At 62.1% G+C, this 16,433-nt stretch carries 12 protein-coding genes and 1 pseudogene; 4 read left to right on the top strand and 9 right to left on the bottom strand.

Annotated features, from left to right (window positions below):
- Positions 1-59 precede the first annotated feature (59 nt).
- Together AAIA72_RS01170 and AAIA72_RS01165 are read right to left on the bottom strand one after the other, a co-directional pair.
- The gene (locus tag AAIA72_RS01170; RefSeq protein ID WP_369600308.1) at positions 60-1,229 is read right to left on the bottom strand and encodes an ISNCY family transposase; all 1,170 of its coding nucleotides are present in this window, start codon (positions 1,227-1,229) and stop codon (positions 60-62) included.
- A gap of 180 nt (positions 1,230-1,409) precedes the next feature.
- The gene (locus tag AAIA72_RS01165; protein WP_369601625.1) at positions 1,410-1,964 is read right to left on the bottom strand and encodes a YSC84-related protein; all 555 of its coding nucleotides are present in this window, start codon (positions 1,962-1,964) and stop codon (positions 1,410-1,412) included.
- A 178-nt stretch (positions 1,965-2,142) separates the two neighbouring features.
- On the opposite strand from AAIA72_RS01165, the gene AAIA72_RS01160 reads away from it, so the two are divergent.
- Positions 2,143-3,438: a M48 family metalloprotease gene (locus AAIA72_RS01160; RefSeq protein WP_369601624.1), complete on the top strand. Its 1,296-nt coding sequence runs from the start codon at positions 2,143-2,145 to the stop codon at positions 3,436-3,438.
- On the opposite strand, the gene AAIA72_RS01155 is transcribed toward AAIA72_RS01160, so the two are convergent.
- The 4 genes and pseudogenes from AAIA72_RS01155 to AAIA72_RS01140 all read right to left on the bottom strand — a co-directional run bounded on the left by AAIA72_RS01155 (position 3,401) and on the right by AAIA72_RS01140 (position 7,480).
- Positions 3,401-3,886: an alpha/beta fold hydrolase gene (locus AAIA72_RS01155; protein ID WP_369603030.1), complete on the bottom strand. Its 486-nt coding sequence runs from the start codon at positions 3,884-3,886 to the stop codon at positions 3,401-3,403. The genes AAIA72_RS01160 and AAIA72_RS01155 overlap by 38 nt on opposite strands.
- Before the next feature lie 22 nt (positions 3,887-3,908).
- Positions 3,909-4,289: pseudogene (locus tag AAIA72_RS01150) on the bottom strand (alpha/beta hydrolase); the annotation flags it as partial.
- 69 nt (positions 4,290-4,358) lie between these two features.
- Positions 4,359-6,809 (bottom strand): ABC transporter permease, encoded by a 2,451-nt coding sequence (locus tag AAIA72_RS01145; protein WP_369601623.1) that lies wholly within the window; start codon positions 6,807-6,809, stop codon positions 4,359-4,361.
- A complete protein-coding gene (locus tag AAIA72_RS01140) occupies positions 6,809-7,480 on the bottom strand; it encodes an ABC transporter ATP-binding protein (protein ID WP_369601622.1) in 672 nt (223 codons plus the stop codon). The genes AAIA72_RS01145 and AAIA72_RS01140 overlap by 1 nt, the downstream gene beginning before the upstream one ends.
- Positions 7,481-7,492: 12 nt before the next feature.
- On the opposite strand from AAIA72_RS01140, the gene AAIA72_RS01135 reads away from it, so the two are divergent.
- Genes AAIA72_RS01135 through AAIA72_RS01125 form a run of 3 tightly spaced genes read left to right on the top strand, consistent with a single transcriptional unit; the run spans position 7,493 to position 11,057 of the window.
- Positions 7,493-8,146 carry an arylesterase gene (locus tag AAIA72_RS01135; protein WP_369601621.1) on the top strand — a complete coding sequence of 218 codons (654 nt, stop codon included), beginning with the start codon at positions 7,493-7,495 and terminating at the stop codon, positions 8,144-8,146.
- 54 nt (positions 8,147-8,200) lie between these two features.
- Positions 8,201-9,046, top strand: coding sequence for a hypothetical protein (locus tag AAIA72_RS01130; RefSeq protein WP_369601620.1), 846 nt, complete (start codon positions 8,201-8,203; stop codon positions 9,044-9,046).
- Between the two features lie 58 nt (positions 9,047-9,104).
- Positions 9,105-11,057, top strand: coding sequence for a methyl-accepting chemotaxis protein (locus AAIA72_RS01125; protein WP_369601619.1), 1,953 nt, complete (start codon positions 9,105-9,107; stop codon positions 11,055-11,057).
- Here the strand turns inward: AAIA72_RS01125 and AAIA72_RS01120 are convergent.
- From AAIA72_RS01120 to alaS, 3 genes are all read right to left on the bottom strand, one after another.
- A complete protein-coding gene (locus AAIA72_RS01120) occupies positions 11,038-12,276 on the bottom strand; it encodes a hypothetical protein (protein WP_369601618.1) in 1,239 nt (412 codons plus the stop codon). The genes AAIA72_RS01125 and AAIA72_RS01120 overlap by 20 nt on opposite strands.
- 157 nt (positions 12,277-12,433) lie before the next feature.
- On the bottom strand, positions 12,434-13,672 hold the full coding sequence (locus AAIA72_RS01115; protein ID WP_369601617.1) for an aspartate kinase: 1,239 nt from the start codon (positions 13,670-13,672) through the stop codon (positions 12,434-12,436).
- Between the two features lie 31 nt (positions 13,673-13,703).
- Entirely contained in the window at positions 13,704-16,310 is a 2,607-nt protein-coding gene (alaS, locus tag AAIA72_RS01110) for an alanine--tRNA ligase (protein ID WP_369601616.1), read from the bottom strand.
- Positions 16,311-16,433: the final 123 nt, after the last annotated feature.

Here is a 16,433-nt window from a genome sequence, read left to right as displayed (position 1 = left end):
ACAAATAGAACTGTCCGGTTTTGTAGCACATAAACTGTCCGCTTTGGGTCCACTGATGATCAGACTTGGCAGCGGACGTTGGCCGGTGCCTGATCAATAGGTTCGAGGGGGTCGAAGGGCAGGCCTTCTGGGGTGTAACTGGCCAGTCTTCTGGGGCCGTGGAAGATCGCCAGGGAGCGATCAGGATAACGGTGTACCCGAACCTTGGCCTTGACGTAATGGCGCCGATAGCGGTCGGCAGGGATCTGCAGCTTGAGTCCCTCGAACGAGACGCAGTTGTCCTTGTTCACGGTGCGTTCGTACTGCTCACACAGGATGTCGTCCAGTCCAGGGCCGATGAAAGGCACGAAGGCGCTGCCCTCGACGGCGGGTTTGACGCAGAACTCCCGGTTGAAGGCCGGCAGGTAGTGCTCCCGAAGGTAGCGGTTGGCCGCCGCCATGGTGGTAATGCCCTGGGCTGCAAGTTCCTTGGGCAGGCGTCCCTGATGGGTGGCGAACTGGCGCTCACAGCGGCCCCGGGCCTCGGGGGAATAGGCGGGGATCATCTCGACCCCGAGCTGGGCCATGGCCCTGCCGAACTGGGTGAGGTTGGACTTGTCGACCTTGCCGCCGGCCTTGGGGGTGTGCCAGTAGTGACTGCCCCGGTCGGTATAGAGGCTCGAGGGAAGGCCGTGATCGGTGATGACCTCTCGCATGGCCTGGAAGCTCGAAGCCGTGCCTTCCTCCTCGACGAAGAACATGGAGTAGTGCTCAGAGGTGGCGTCATCGAAGGTGATGATCAGATCCCAGTGGTGGCCGGGAACCCATTCGTGGGTGGAGCCATCCTGGTGGAGCATCATGCCGACCATGGGCGCCCGCTCGCGGCGTCGACGATGCTTACCCCGAGCCGGTGCCTTCTTGACCAGGCCTGCCTTCTGCAAGGTGTTCCGTACCCAGGTATAGCTGCGTGTGCCGCCGTGACGGTCGCGGTAGAAGCTGTAGAAGTGTTTGATGTTCCAGCCGTCGTAGCGCTCCTTGTAGAGCGCCTCGAGGCGTAGAACCTCATCCACCGGGGCCTTGCGGTGGGAAACCTGACTCAGGCGCTTGTCGATCAGGCCGTCGAGGCCCTCCTCCTCGTAGCGGTCGATATAGCGCCGGAAGGTCCGCTCACAGACCCCCAGCAGCCGCGCCGCCTCTTCCTGGGTCAGCCGTTTCTCGGTCCATCCCGTATAGGCTTCTTCGAATCGCATTTTCCGGATCTCCTGTAGCAGTTCTGTCCGTCTCATGGCTCACCTCCTTGGTGATCATGAAACCGGACAAATCACGTGCTACAAGTCCGGACAGTTTATTTGCTCCCAACAAGGTATAACCGGCCCAGTTGCCCAGAAACCAGAGGACCGCCAAAATATCCAGTTCATCCATGGCTGCCCTTACTTGTTGATGCGCGTGATCTTGGAGCCTTCAAGAGAGATGCCGGCCATCAGCCCCTTGTTGGCCACCACGAAGCCGATGATGGGTTCCTGAAGGGTATTGCTGTCCAGCGACTTGCCGGCACCGAATTCGGCGATGGCGACACTGCCATCCACGCCCACCTGCCAGCCTTCGCTGTTGAGAAACTTGTCCAGGCTCTCCCTGGTCATGAACAGGAGGACGATGGTTTTTTCTTCCACGCCGAACTGGAAGCCAAAAGAGGCAGACGCCAGACTGTAGTAGCCCTTGGTCCGGTTGTTGACCAGCAAGGCTCCTTCACCGTACTCGGCACCGATAAACATGCCCCCCTTCAGTACCTCGGGGAAGACCAGCATCCCTGCCGCACGTTGCGCAAGCTCCTTGCCGCCCGGTACCTTCTTGTAGAACAGATCGACAGCGCCACGTACCTTGGCATCAATTTCCACTCTGGATGCCGCCTGAGCGGACATGCCCAGCATGAGGAGGAAAAGGGCCAGCAAAGGGGTCAGCATTGCGGTATGCATGCGACGGATCATGAGTCTCTCCTTCTTCAGTTGAGATGCCGTGCAGCATGCCAGCTTGCAGTCAGCCATTCAACTCCCTTGCCCTTCATCCTCATGTGAAAAATGGCAGGACATGCGCAGTGGAGACGAACCGATGCTTTGGGTACACTGCCGGACAACATTCATGGCTACAGGAAACAGGGAATCCGTCATGTGGAAAACATTACTGACCGTTCTGGTGATCGTCACCACACTCGCCGGTTGCAGTGTCAATCCGGTTACGGGCAAGGAAGAGCTGTTGCTGGTCAGCGAAGCACAGGAATTTGCCATTGGCCGCGAGCAGTATGTGCCCGCACAGCAGGCGCAGGGCGGCCCCTATGTGGCCGATCCGGGAGTGGCGGCGTATGTGCGAAAGGTCGGCATGAAGCTGGCGCGGGTGAGCGACCGCCCCGACCTGCCCTATGAATTCGTGGTGCTGAACAATTCGGTGCCCAACGCCTGGGCCCTGCCCTCGGGCAAGATTGCAGTCAACCGCGGATTGCTGGTGGAGCTGGAAAATGAAGCCCAGCTGGCGGCCGTACTGGGGCACGAAATCGTCCATGCGGCGGCACGCCACAGCGCCAAGCGCCTGCAGCAATCCATGCTCATCAGCCTCAGCATGGCAGGTCTCGGCATCGCCCTGCAGGACAATGACATGCGGGATATCCTGGTCGGCGGGGCCGGGTTGGGTGCGAGCCTGGCGCTGGCCAAATACAGCCGTGAGCACGAACTGGAGTCTGACCACTACGGCACCCTCTACATGGTCAGAGCGGGCTATGATCCGCAGGCGGCCGTGGACTTGCAGAAAATCTTCGTCCGGCTTTCCTCCGCCCGCCAGAGCGGCTGGCTGGATGGCCTCTTCGCCTCCCACCCGCCCAGTGAGGAGCGTGTCGCGGAGAATCAGGCGCTGGTCAACAAGCTGGGCAATCCGGGCGGCTTTGTCGGAAAGGCCGAGTATGAACGTGCCATGAAGCGCCTGAAGGCAACGCGGGTGGCCTATGAGCGCTATGACACGGGCATGAAACTGCTGCGCCAGAAGGCCTGGCAGCCAGCGCTGGACAAGGCGCGTGCCGCACAGGTCATCGAACCGAAGGAAGCGCTGTTCTACCAGCTGGAAGCGGAAGCATTGCGGGGCCTGAACCAGCCGGACAAGGCACTGGCCGCCTATAACAGGGCCGTTGACCTCAACCGGGAGTACTTTGCGCTCTACCTGGGCCGTGCCGAACTGCTCAAGGCCATGGGGCGCAACGCGGAGGCACGACGCGACTATGAGGAGGCCAATCGTCTGCTGCCCACCTCAGTAGCCCATCTGGCCCTGGGGGAACTGGCATTGCAGGGGGGCGACCGGCAGACTGCCGTGGCGCACCTGCAGGTGGCTGCCCAGGCTCAGGGGACAGATGGCGAGCGGGCGCGCAAGCTGCTGGCCGATCTCAGCCGCGCCCGGTCATCTCCGACAGCAGCGCCCTGACTGTTTCGGCAGTGGCCTCGGGGAACTCCTGCATGAAACAGTGATGCCCCGGCACGCAATGACCGTGAATGTGCGGGTTGCGTCGCCGGGCGTGCGTCACGCCCCGGGGCACGAAAGGATAGGTGCCTTCTCCGTAGAAAATGTCCGTCGGGACACTGATCCGGGAAACGGCCTTCCACAGGCCCTTGGGTGAACTTGAGAAAATCTCGGCCTCACGTTCAGGCGGGCACTTGAGGGTCAGACGACCGTCCGGGTGCGTTCTGAGGGCGTGATCCAGGTAGGCTGCCAGCGCCCGGTCATCCCATCCCCTGAAGATCCCGCGCTGGTGAAAGTATGCCCAGGCCGCACCCCGGTCCTGCCACTCCCGGCCGCGCTTGCGCGCCCGCTGGGCCATCTGGTTGCGCTGATAGACGCCGACACTTTCCGCAAAGCGCATGGCGCGGAGCATGCCGGGGGAAGAGAACCGGGTCCAGCAGAACCAGCCGGTCAAACAACGAGGGCTCGGCAGCGGACATGAACAGGGTCAGCACGCCGCCAAAGCTGTGCCCCATCCCGATACGGCGTACATCCGGATACAGCGACCGGAAATGGGCCCAGATGCGCCCGGTGATTTCCGCATTACCTGCCCAACCCAAAAACCGCGGGCCCAGGTCACTGTCCCCATGGCCCTGCACGTCGCTCAGAAACAGGTCGAAACGGTCGGCGAGCTGGCTGAGGAAGGGTTCGTAGACACGCCCGCAGTAGCCGTTGCCATGCACGAAGTGAATGACGGGCAGTCCGCGCGGGGCGGTATGCCAGCCGCGCAGCACAAAGCCCGGTTCGGCTTCGAATGTCCAGCGTTGCCAGTCCATCAGAATATCCTTATGGGGAATCTGGCCGCCTATCCTAAGGCGCGCGGCACAGAGGTCAAGCGTTTCACATCACGCCCGGAGCAGATTCATGGGCGAGACCTCCATGAGCGACCGGTGCTGGCGCCAGGTCAGTATCACCTGAACCGCCCCGGCCAGCAGCGGGATGGCCAGCCATGCGGGCCCGGGCGCCATGACCGGCAGTTCGAAAACCCAGTGCGCAAGCGCGCCGTATTGCGCCCAGCCGAGGAGAACTGCCAGCGCACCGGAGAGCATGCCGGCCAGTGCGGATTCGCGGACCAGCTGACCCATCAGACGCCCGCGGGTCGCGCCCAGCGCACGGCTGACCGCCACCCATCGATACCGGAGCTGCGCCTCTTCCCGAGCCAGAGCCACCACGGCAATCGCCGCACCGGCGCACATGAGCCAGAGCAGGATTTCAATGGCGGAGGACACCTGTCCGACCACCGTGCGCACCCGGCCGAGGATATCCCGCACATCCAGCACCGTGACACCGGGCCATTGTGACAGCAGATCCGAGGTCAGACGGTCATCCCCGGGCGGCAGGTGAAAGCTGGTCATCCAGGTGACCGCATTCATGACCGGGGGCGGTGCGTGAAAGATCACATAGAAATTGGGACGGAAACTTTCCCAGTCCACCTCCCGCAGGCTGGTGATTTCCGCTTCCAGCAGGGTCCCGCCCACATCGAACTGCAACCGGTCTCCGGGCCTGAGTCCGAGACGGGCGGCCAGCCCGGCTTCGACGGAGATGGCCGGCACACCGGAGGATGCGGGAGCCGCCCATTGTCCGTCCGTAATCTCGTTGCCCTCCTGCAGCATTTCCGTCCACGTCAGATTGAGTGGCCGGTGCAGCGCCTCGACGTGCTCGTCAGGCTTTTGCCGCGCGCTGGCCGGTTCGCCATTGATGGCGGTCAGACGGCCTCTGAATACGGGATAGAATTGCCCCGGATCCACGCCGCGTTCGCGCAGAAACGTCTCTATCGGGGTGCGTTCCTCCGGCATCACATTGATCAGGAACTGATTGGGCAGCCGCTCCTGCAGCGCTTCCGCCCAGCTCCCCAGCAGTTCATTGCGAAACAGCATCAGTACGACCACCAGGCACCAGACCAGCCCGAGCGCGCCGGACATCATGCGTGCGCGCCAGCCCATCTGGTCGATGCGTTCCAGGGCCCTCGCCATCAGACCGGTTCGTGGCACCAGGCCGCGGACACCCTTCAGGGCCTGCATCCAGGCCAGATTCCAGACGCCCCACCAGACCACGACCCCGGCGGCCAGAATGGCTGTCATGCGCAGGGAGCCGGTATAGATCAGGACCAGCGCTGTCAGCCCGGTCCAGGCCCAGAGGGCACCACGTCGCCGCGCCATTCGCTGGCCTTCGTCCGTCGGCATGGCTCTGAGGACTCTCAGCGGCGGCACCTGCAACACCTGATGCATGGAAGGACCGACAAGACAGACAATGAGTACCGTCAGGGTGAGTGCAGGCATGACCATCCAGCCCGGATGCACCGACACCGAGCCGAAGCCGGCGGTTTCCGCCTGTCCGGTAAGGCTGGCCATGGCCAGCACGGCCACCCCCGCCACCGCCAGTCCCAGCACGACACCCCCCAGCCCCGCACGCATCAGCACCGGTCCCCAGGCGGGCAGCAGAAGGTGGCGCAGGACACGCTGCCGGTCCGCCCCCAGCGCCTTGTGCAGCGCCACTGCAGGCCGCAGCCGCTCCACATCGCCAGCCAGTGCAATGCCGGCAGCCACCGCAGCCAGCAGCACCCCCAGGGCAACCACCAGCATGAGCCATCCGCGTGCCCGCTGAACCGCGCGACTGACCGAATCCCGGCCCTCACCGGGCCGCAGAATCCGGATATCGGGGTTGTTCTGTCCGGTAATCGCCTGTGCGATGCTATCCAGACGTTCGGCGGGACCGGCCAGCGCCAGTGACCAGGTGGCCCGGCTGCCCGGCCTCACCAACGCTCCCTGATCCACCATGCTGCGGCTGACCATCGCCCGGGGAAACAGGGCGCGCCAACCGCCAGTCGCATCCGGTTCACGCAGCAACCAGGCGGACACTCGGGCCTGAACGTCACCGAGCCACAGCGTATCCCCCAACCCGACACCCAGCCGCTCGCCGAGTACAGGCTGTATCCAGACCTCACCGGAAGGCGGCCCCTGCCGGAGATCCCTTTTCCCGTCCGCGGTTTCAATCGTGACCCGGCCGGCCAGCGGGTAGTTCCCGGAAACAGCCTTGAGCGTGATCAGCGAAAATTGTTCGCCGGCAGAGGCCATCACGTTGAGCGTGACCCATTCCGCATGGGCCATGTCCGCCAACGGCAGGGTGTTCAGCAGGGAATCCAGCGGCTGGTTGCTGCGGATCTGCATGTCCCCTCCCGTCATTTCACGGGTCTGGGTGCCGAACTTCTGATCAATCACATCCGTGGCAACGCTGACTGCCGTCACCAACGCCACCGCGATGACCAGCGCCAGTTCAAGCAGGCGTCGATGGCTCATCAATGTGCGCCTCCGCCTTCAACCAGCCGGCCCTTTTCGAGAGTCAGCCGCCGGTCGCAGGCGTCTGCAAGTACCGGATCATGAGTCACGAGAACCAGCGTGACCCCTTCATCCCGGTTGAGGGCAAACAGCAGATCAATCACGTGCTGACCGGTGGTGTCATCCAGATTGCCGGTGGGCTCGTCGGCGAAGATGAGCGTGGGAGACGTGATGAACGCCCGGGCAATGGCCACCCGTTGCTGTTCGCCGCCCGAAAGCTGGGCAGGGTAATGATGCAGCCGGTCCCCCAGCCCTACCCGCTCCAGCCACTCGGCAGCACGGGATTCCGCCTTGTCCTGTCCCGCCATCTTGAGCGGCAGGGCCACATTCATCAGGGCCGTCATGTCCTCCAGCAACTGAAAGGACTGAAACACGAAACCAACCCGACGCTGCCTCAGGCGTGCCCGTTCATCCTCATCCAGCCCATCCAGCGGATGCCCGAGCAGCGTCACCCGGCCTGATGAGGGCTGATCCAGTCCGGCCAGCACCCCGAGCAGCGTGCTCTTGCCCGATCCCGAGCGGCCCACGATGGCGACGCGCTCCTGCGGGTAGATGGACAGTGAAACATCGTCAAGAATACGCAGATCGCCCTCACCTGTGGTAACGTGGTAAGTGATCTGTTCAGCCGTCAATACGGGAGCTTCATGGGACATTGTCAAAACGGATGGCATCCTCGTTGGTTGGCAACGAGCCTGATCCTGCTCGTCTGCAGCCTGTTTCCGGCACCTGTCATGGCAGCCCGGTTACTGATTCTGGGTGACAGTCTAAGTGCGGCGCATGGCATACCGCAATCCCGATCCTGGGTTCTGGAGGTGACAAAACGTTCAGAAAAACATTCGCCACCCATGGAGATCATCAACGCCAGCATCTCCGGCGAAACGACCGGCGGCGGGCTTCGCCGCCTGCCCGCGCTGCTTGAAACTCACCAACCCGATCTGGTGCTGATCGAACTGGGGGCTAACGATGGCCTGCGCGGTTTTCCACCCGCCATGACAGAACGCAATCTGGACCAGATGCTGACACTGATCCGTCAGGCCGGAGCCCAACCCATCCTCATGCAGATCCGGCTGCCGGAAACCTATGGTCGCCGTTATCTTGATCTTTTCGAAGGTATGTACCCCAGGCTCGCCGCACGTCACCAAGTGCCCCTGATTCCGTTCCTGCTTGAACCGCTGGCCGGTCGTCCGGATCTCTTCCAGTCCGACGGACTGCATCCCGTTGCCGAGGCCCAGCCGCTGATCGCGGATTTTGTCTGGCAGCATCTTCAGAAACCGCTGCAGCACCTTTCCCGAAACTGAGCATTTTCTGCACACCTGGTCTATGCTGAGGTCATGAGCAGACGGAGGCAGGCCATGGCCCGGAAAACATCAGGCGGTGCGGTGCTGTTGCTGTGGTTGCTGGCGCAGGCCTTTTCAGCCACTGCAGCCATACGCAACAACAACCATGTGTTTGCACTGACCCGGCAATGTGATGCGGGGCTGGAAGCCATGGCCGGAATCCTCAACAAGCCTCTGCCGGACCCTCCCGCACCGGTATTCCAGAACACCCTGCCCATTCACCTGTACGCCAGGACACTGGATTTTTACGATCAGGTCAGACAGTTGCAGACCGCCCGCGGGGCCACACCGCTGCCGCCGGAATCCCTGCCGGAGGGGACGGTGGCGCCCCGCCATGTCCATGCCCTGCTGGAGAAAGCCTGCCGGGGCGTTTTCGACCTGCTCGTTGCCGCGGGCAGCCAGATCCCTGAGGAACCTGACCTGCCGTTAGGCAAGACCGTGGACGACAACTACACACAGCTCTGGCGCCTCACCCAGCGCATGGCCGCACTGGTGCCGCCCCCGAACGCCAAGGACGTGGCACGGGAGCTGGACCGGGTGTCCGCGGCGCTGGATGCCCTGGCCAAGGCCCGCTCCCTCCATGAGGCGTCCGGGACCATCCCGGCGGCGGACAACACGCCGTCCGAACGCACCCTGTTGCTGATCAGCTACCAGATCCTCCATCTGACGGGACGGCTGCAGCGCCAGCTGGATGTGGAACCCATTCGTCCGGGCAGTCTCAAGACGGGGCCGGTCACCCTGTCGGATCTCTATGATGTCGCCCGGATGCTCTCCGCGGATCTGCATCGTACTTTTCAGTCGCTGAACCTTGCCTCACTGCCTTCCCCCAACCCGTTGCGAGCGCCGCGCTCACCGATCTGAACGAGCGGCTGGTCCGGCTGCGCCAGCGGCTGCTCAGTTTTACAGGGAGTACGGATCTATGAGTCTGCGCTTCAAGGATTGGCCATTGGCCATCAAGCTTGCCGTGGTGCCGGCATTGCTGGTTGTACTCATGGCGGCCCAGGGCCTCCTTGGGTGGGTGTTTCAGTCCGAGAGCCGAAAGGCCACTCAGGTGCTGGTGAAAGAAGCCGAACCGGTGGCCAGATTGTCCGCGCAGTTGCTGAGCAACCTGCAGTCACGCGCCAACCTGATCGAGCAGCAGCTGCGCACCCCCACCGATACCGGACTGGCCGCCTATGAAGCACTGGCGGCCGAATCTCGGCAATATTTTGCCAATCCGGCATTGGCCTCGCTCACCGAATCGGAGAAACTCAGGCAAGACTCCGGGGCGCTGGATGCGCTCTTCGTCAATTCCGTCGCCCCCTTGTTGCGGGAACGTGCAGATATCCTGAGAAACCTGCAGCGCACCACCCTGCCCCGCATCCTGGAACTGGCGGATCAGATCCGCGCCACGCTGGACACGGCAACGGCCGGTGAACTGCCCGGCCTGACCATCGTGGCCAGCAACCACATGCAGGGCGCACTGCTTGCCCTGATGGCCTATGTCCGCTCCGGCGATCCGGAAGATCTGGAAGCCTTCCGGGTGGATCTCTACGGTGCCGAAAATGCCCTGATTGATCTCACCGGACGCGTGCGCAAGCCGCGCCACCAGCAATGGATGATGGAAATGGGCAAGCTGATGAAGACCTTCAAGACCCAGGTCAGCACCTTGCTGCAGGCAACGGACACTATCCGCGCGGAAGTCACCGGACATCTCCAGCCTCTCATTGCCAGCCTGCTCAAACATATGGAACAGGAACAGGCCCGTGTCTTCGAACTGCTGCCCGAGACCAGCCATGCGGTGGAAGCCTCCCTGGCGGCCAGCCAGAATGCCACAGCCTGGACATTGAGCATCAGCGCCCTGGCAGCCGTGCTGCTGACCCTGCTGATGATCCGGCTCATCGTCCATCCCCTGCAGACGGTGGTGGAGACACTCGAGGATATCGCTCAGGGGGGCGGCGACCTGACACGCCGGCTTGATCATCAGAGCCGGGATGAGCTTGGCAGACTTGCCCGTGCCTTCAACCGTTTCGTGGATATCATCCGCGACATCTGCGTGAGGATCAATCAGGCTTCGGCTCAGCTGCAACAGGCGGCAGGCGAGCTGCGTGAAGGCGCCCGTGCGGGCGAAGCGTCCATCGAAGCCCAGCGTTCGGAGTTTGAGGCCGTCACCGCCGCCACGGAGGAGCTTTCCGCCAGCTTTGCACAGGTGGTGGAAACCGCCGACCGCCTCAACGACAACGCGCGGCAGGTGGAGGAAGGTTCAACCGAGGGGCAGGACCAGCTGGACAACGCCATCCGTCAGCTCAGGACCATGGCCGAACACATGGAAAGTGCTGCACGGAGCATGACCCAACTGGCCAGTGACAGTCACAAGGTCTCGGATGTGCTGACCGTCATCAACACCATTGCCGAGCAGACCAACCTGCTGGCGCTCAATGCCGCCATCGAGGCGGCGCGGGCCGGCGAACATGGCAGGGGCTTTGCCGTGGTGGCGGACGAGGTACGCCAGCTTGCCATGCGCACGCAGGACTCGACCGGTGAGATCCGCAACATCATGGATCTGCTCCAGCAGGGTGCCACGGCCACCGAGGACAAGGTCACCACCAGCAACCGGGTGGCTCAGGCATCCCTGGACGCCATTGGGCGGGTTGAGGCGATCTTCCGGGAGACCCATCAGGCCATCACCGATGCGGCCAACCTGATCGCCCAGGTACACGAATCTGCAGAGCAGCAGGCACTGACTGCTCAGGATATCGCCGAGCGCATGCACACCCTGGATGATCTGCTGCAGCACAGCCAGACCCAGGTCAATGGGACAACCCAGGCCGCCAGCCGGGTACACACGCTGGCGGATACCATCGGCGATCAGGTCAGGCGCTTCCGGACCTGAAATCAGCAGCCGCGAAATGACGCCTGAGATCCGCCATGGGCAGTTCGTGCCCGCCGCACTGCAAGGGCGCCGGTGCCAGCCCGAATCGTCCGAAGGCCTCATCCCAGGCAGCCAGCGTCTGTGTATCCGGATGACCCAGCGTACAGGGCAGCGTCGGATCCAGTCCTTTCAGCAACCCCTCCACCAGACAGGACCACGCGGTACTGCGGGCCCGCTCGCCGGCAAAGCCGAAGTTGAAACGGCTGAACCACTCAAGTGACGTGCAGTCCACCAGCCCGGTATCACAGGGCACAATATCCTGTTGCGATTGAACGCGCTGCCAGGCGGCCTCCCGGGACCAGCAGTGCGGCTGGCTATCGTCAACCAGCACCGTTCCCGGACGTACGTGGGCCATGTCAATCACGTCAGCCTGACTGGTGGCGGTCAGAATGGCGTCTGCGTCGTAGGCCCGATGCTCAGCGGGCAAAGCCTGTCCCGCCGGGGCATCCACCAGCTCCACCCGGCAATGTGCCGGTACATTCAGGGCTGACAGGGCCTGCCTGATGCGCCCCTGCTGGCGCGGGCGATCCACCAGAATCAGCCGTGCCGGCCACTGCCGGCGAAGTGCCATCAGGTTGAGCAGCCCTTCGCCGATACCTCCCACCCCCACCAGCGAGACGGTTTGGGCGGCCAGCGTTCGCCCAAGCTGCCGAAGAGCGGAAACCAGTGTTTCCCAGACACAGATCACCGTGATGGAATGTCCGATGGTGACATCAATGCCCAGGCCGCGGGCCAGTGGGGTGAGACGGTGCCCGTAACGGCTCAACGCACCATTCAGACCGCCCAGACACACCACCTTCGCACCATACCGGGCGGCCATGGGAAAGGCATCCTGCAGCAGGATCTGGCGGGCAATGGGGGTGCGCCTGGGGTTGAGGATATCACCGGCATGCACGGGCAGAAACATCATGCCGGCAGTCAGGCCGGGCATGACCACCGTTTCCAGCAGCAGCGGCCGCAGACAGCGCAGGAGGCGTTCCTGTTCCGCCGTGGTCAGTTGCTCCGCCCAGGGGAAAAAGCACGACAGGTCTTCCGGAAACCGGGGGTGGGTAATCAGAATGACATCCACCTGATCCGGGATACCTTCGGGCCGAAGGGCCTGAAACCACTCGGGGGATCCGGAAGCCTCAAGCCATGACAGCGTGTCGCCCCGACGCCGCAGGGCCGCTTCTGACGTCATCTCCATGCTCCTTGTCTTATTTCTTGTTGTTATGCAAAAGCTTTTTCATATGACCAGAGCGCAATAGTATGAACCAGAGAGGCTGTCCGTGTCCAATCTGTTCAGGCACAAAAAAAGCCCGGAAAATCCGGGCCTTGTAAAAATGGACCAGTCGTGCTCAATAGGAGCGGTCGGCCGGCTCCTTTTCCAGTTCGAAGGTGCTGTGAAGTGTCCGCACCGCCAGCTCCAGATACTTTTCCGCAATCACGACGGAGACCTTGATCTCGGATGTGGAAATCATCTGGATGTTGATGCCCTCGGCAGACAGGGCTTCAAACATCCTGGATGCCACACCCGCATGGGAGCGCATGCCGACCCCGACGATGGAAACCTTCGCAATCCGGTCATCGCCGATGACTTCCCGGGCGCCCAGGTCATCCTTCACCTTCTCCAGAATCTCCAGCGTGCGCTTGAAGTCATTCCGGTGGACGGTGAAGGTGAAGTCCGTATGGTTATCCTTGCCCACGTTCTGAACGATCATGTCCACTTCAATGTTGGCATCACTCACCGGCTTGAGGATGCGGGAGGCCACACCGGGCACATCGGGCACACCGGCCAGCGTCAGCTTGGCCTCGTCACGGTTAAAGGCAATACCTGAAACAAGCGGCTGTTCCATGGTCTCATCATCCTCCAGGGTAATCAGGGTGCCCGTACCCTCCTCAAAGCTGGAAAGTACGCGCAGGGGTACATTGTATTTGCCCGCAAACTCAACGGAGCGGATCTGCAGGACCTTCGAGCCCAGACTGGCCATTTCCAGCATTTCTTCGAAGGTGATCTTGTCCAGGCGGCGTGCGTTGTCGACCACGCGCGGGTCGGTGGTGTAAACCCCGTCCACGTCCGTATAGATCTGGCACTCGTCGGCCTTCAGGGCCGCAGCCAGGGCCACGGCTGTGGTATCGGAACCCCCACGGCCCAGCGTGGTAATGTTGCCCTGCTCGTCCACCCCCTGGAAGCCGGCCACAATCACAACCCGGCCGGCCTTGAGATCTTCGCGCATGTTGTGGTCGTCAATGTGCTGAATGCGGGCCTTGGTATGCGCGCTGTCGGTGAGAATTTTCACCTGGCCGCCGGTGTAGGAACGTGCGTCCAGACCCCGCTTGTGCAGAGCCATGGCCAGCAGCGCGATGGTCACCTGTTCTCCCGTGGAGACCAGCACATCCATTTCTCTCGGGGACGGCGTATCGGTAATTGCATGCGCCAATCCGATCAGACGGTTGGTTTCGCCGGACATGGCAGAAACGACCACAACCACATCATGGCCTTCCTGACGAAAGCGCGCGACCCTGTCGGCCACTGCTTCAATCCGTTCCACCGTGCCAACCGAAGTGCCCCCGTACTTCTGTACGATCAATGCCATAGTCGGTCTTTACCCAGTTGTTTCGATGCTGTTAAGACAAACGTGACCGGATCCAGTCACGGGCGGCATCCAGTGCCGCAGGCAGCGCGGAGACATCCGTCCCGCCACCCTGTGCCATGTCCGGACGGCCACCGCCCTTTCCTCCCACCTTGGGTGCCACTTCGCGGATCAGATCGCCGGCCTTTATCCTGTCGGTCAAATCCTTGGTCACACCCGCCACCAGAACGACCTTGTCGTCTTCCGTGGCAGCCAGCAGCACGACGGCTTGTTGTAATTTGTTCTTGAGTTGGTCGGCTGTGTCCATCAGCGCCTTGCGGTCTGCCCCTTCCAGAGCAGCTACCAGCACCCGGGCGCCGTTGACTTCTTCCGCCTGAGAGGCCAGATCTGCACCGGCCGCACTGGCCAGTTTGCCCTTCAGACGTTCGATTTCCTTCTCCAGTTCCCGCTGACGCTCCAGCAGCCCCTGGATCTTGTCTGTCAGGTTCTCCCGGCTGCCCTTGACGAGTCCGGCAAGGTCCCGCAGGGTCCGCTCCGAACGGGTCACCCACTTCTCGGCTTCCACGCCCGTGAGGGCTTCAATGCGCCGCACACCGGAAGAAATGCCGGATTCGGACACGATGACGAACATGCCGATATCCCCCGTCCGGGAAACGTGGGTACCGCCACAGAGCTCGACGGAGAAGTTGTCCTCACCCATGCTCAGCACCCGCACGGTATCGCCGTACTTTTCACCGAACAGTGCCATGGCTCCCAGCTTGCGGGCACTTTCCATGTCGGTCACCGTGGTGGTGACCGGGGTATTGGCACGAATCTGCTGATTGACCAGTGCCTGAATCTGCTCCAGTTGTTCCGGCGTGACCGGCTCGAAATGGGCAAAGTCGAAACGCAGACGCTGCGCATTCACCAGCGAACCCTTCTGCTGGACATGCTCGCCCAGCACCTTGCGCAGCGCGGCATGCAGCAGGTGTGTGGCCGAGTGATTGAGTGCCGTGGCCTTGCGCTGCTGACGATCCACCTCAGCCGTGACGGTATCACCCTGGCCCAGACGCCCTTGTACGACCCGAACATGATGGACGATGAGATCCCCGTTCTTCTGGGTGTCCACCACATCCACCACCGCATTGGCAGACTTCAGCTGGCCGGTATCACCGACCTGACCACCGGACTCACCATAAAAAGGTGTTTTGTCCAGAATGACCAGCCCCTGCTCGCCTTCGGCCAGCGCATCCACCTTCCGGTTTTCGGCGTTCACCAGGGCAATGACCTGCCCCTCTCCGGCCAGCGCCTCATAGCCGGTGAACTCCGTCTTGCCGTCGATGGCCGGCAGGCTGTTGTAGTCCACGTCAAACTTGCTTGCGGCACGGGCGCGCTCGCGCTGCTCCGCCATGGCGGCTTCAAAACCGGCCTCGTCCAGGCGCAGGTTACGCTCACGGGCGATGTCATTGGTCAGGTCAACCGGGAAGCCGTAGGTGTCATAGAGTGTGAACACGGTCTTGCCGGGAATCACATCTCCCTCAAGCCGGGAAATCTCATCCTCAAGCAGCTTCATGCCCTTGTCGAGCGTGCGTGCAAACTGTTCTTCTTCCTGCAGCAACACCTGTTCCACCATGTCCCGGGCTTTCACCAGCTCCGGATAGGCATCCCCCATGGCATCACACAGTGCCGGGACCAGTTTGTGGAAGAAAGGCTCCCGTGCACCCAGCTTGTGACCATGCCGGATGGCGCGACGAATGATGCGGCGCAGCGTATAGCCCCGGCTCTCGTTCGAGGGCATCACGCCATCGGTGATCAGGAAAGCACTGGAGCGGATGTGATCCGCAATCACGCGCAGGGAGGCTTCGGTGGTGGGCACCCCACCCAAAAGATCGGAGGCAGCCCTAAGAATGGTCTGAAACAGGTCGATTTCATAGTTGGAGTGCACGCCCTGCATGACGGCCGCAATGCGCTCGAGCCCCATCCCCGTATCCACGGAGGGCTTGGGCAGCGGCTCGCGGGTGCCATCCTTCTGCTGGTTGAACTGCATGAAGACCAGGTTCCAGATTTCGATGTACCGGTCACCATCGTCATCCGGGCTGCCGGGAGGGCCACCCCAGACTTCAGGGCCGTGATCATAGAAAATTTCCGTACAGGGACCACAGGGGCCGGTATCGCCCATCTGCCAGAAATTGTCCTTGTCTCCCAGCCGGCTGAACCGGTTCGGATCAACACCGATCTGGTTGAGCCAGATGTCTTCGGCTTCCTTGTCCGAGTGGTGAACTGTCACCCAGAGCTTTTCTTTCGGCAGTCCCAGCTCCTCGGTCAGGAAGGTCCAGGCAAAACGGATGGCCTCTTCCTTGAAGTAATCACCGAAGCTGAAATTGCCCAGCATTTCAAAAAAGGTATGGTGGCGGGCCGTATAGCCGACATTGTCCAGATCGTTATGCTTGCCGCCGGCACGGACGCAGCGCTGAGAACTGGTTGCGCGGGTGTAGGGCCGCTTTTCACGCCCGAGAAAGACGTCCTTGAACTGGTTCATGCCCGCGTTGGTGAACAGCAAGGTGGGGTCATTCGCCGGGACCAGCGAGCTGCTGGGCACAATGGTATGGCCGTTGCGCTCAAAAAAAGACAAAAACGCACTTCGGATGTCAGCTGTCTTCATACCTTTTCCGTTGTCATGTGTGGCCGAATGGACGGCTGGATTCTGGGACACGGGCGCGTACACACAGCCCGCCTGCCGGACAGCGTACTTTATCATAAGTGCGAGCCGGCGTAACAGGCCGTG

Source organism: Thermohahella caldifontis, from assembly GCF_041153465.1.
GTDB lineage: Bacteria > Pseudomonadota > Gammaproteobacteria > Pseudomonadales > Oleiphilaceae > Thermohahella > Thermohahella caldifontis.
This window is presented reverse-complemented; position numbering and strand designations above follow the sequence as displayed.

Bases quoted from the DNA above. Each gene is read 5' to 3' on its own strand.
- AAIA72_RS01160 (WP_369601624.1), top strand. From the start codon at position 2,143: ATGTGGAAAACATTACTGACCGTTCTGGTGATCGTCACCACACTCGCC.
- AAIA72_RS01125 (WP_369601619.1), top strand. From the start codon at position 9,105: ATGAGTCTGCGCTTCAAGGATTGGCCATTGGCCATCAAGCTTGCCGTG.
- AAIA72_RS01170 (WP_369600308.1), bottom strand. From the start codon at position 1,229: ATGCGATTCGAAGAAGCCTATACGGGATGGACCGAGAAACGGCTGACC.
- AAIA72_RS01120 (WP_369601618.1), bottom strand. From the start codon at position 12,276: ATGACGTCAGAAGCGGCCCTGCGGCGTCGGGGCGACACGCTGTCATGG.
- AAIA72_RS01155 (WP_369603030.1), bottom strand. From the start codon at position 3,886: ATGCTCCGCGCCATGCGCTTTGCGGAAAGTGTCGGCGTCTATCAGCGC.
- AAIA72_RS01115 (WP_369601617.1), bottom strand. From the start codon at position 13,672: ATGGCATTGATCGTACAGAAGTACGGGGGCACTTCGGTTGGCACGGTG.
- AAIA72_RS01145 (WP_369601623.1), bottom strand. From the start codon at position 6,809: ATGAGCCATCGACGCCTGCTTGAACTGGCGCTGGTCATCGCGGTGGCG.
- AAIA72_RS01135 (WP_369601621.1), top strand. From the start codon at position 7,493: ATGGGACATTGTCAAAACGGATGGCATCCTCGTTGGTTGGCAACGAGC.
- AAIA72_RS01130 (WP_369601620.1), top strand. From the start codon at position 8,201: ATGGCCCGGAAAACATCAGGCGGTGCGGTGCTGTTGCTGTGGTTGCTG.
- alaS (WP_369601616.1), bottom strand. From the start codon at position 16,310: ATGAAGACAGCTGACATCCGAAGTGCGTTTTTGTCTTTTTTTGAGCGC.
- AAIA72_RS01165 (WP_369601625.1), bottom strand. From the start codon at position 1,964: ATGATCCGTCGCATGCATACCGCAATGCTGACCCCTTTGCTGGCCCTT.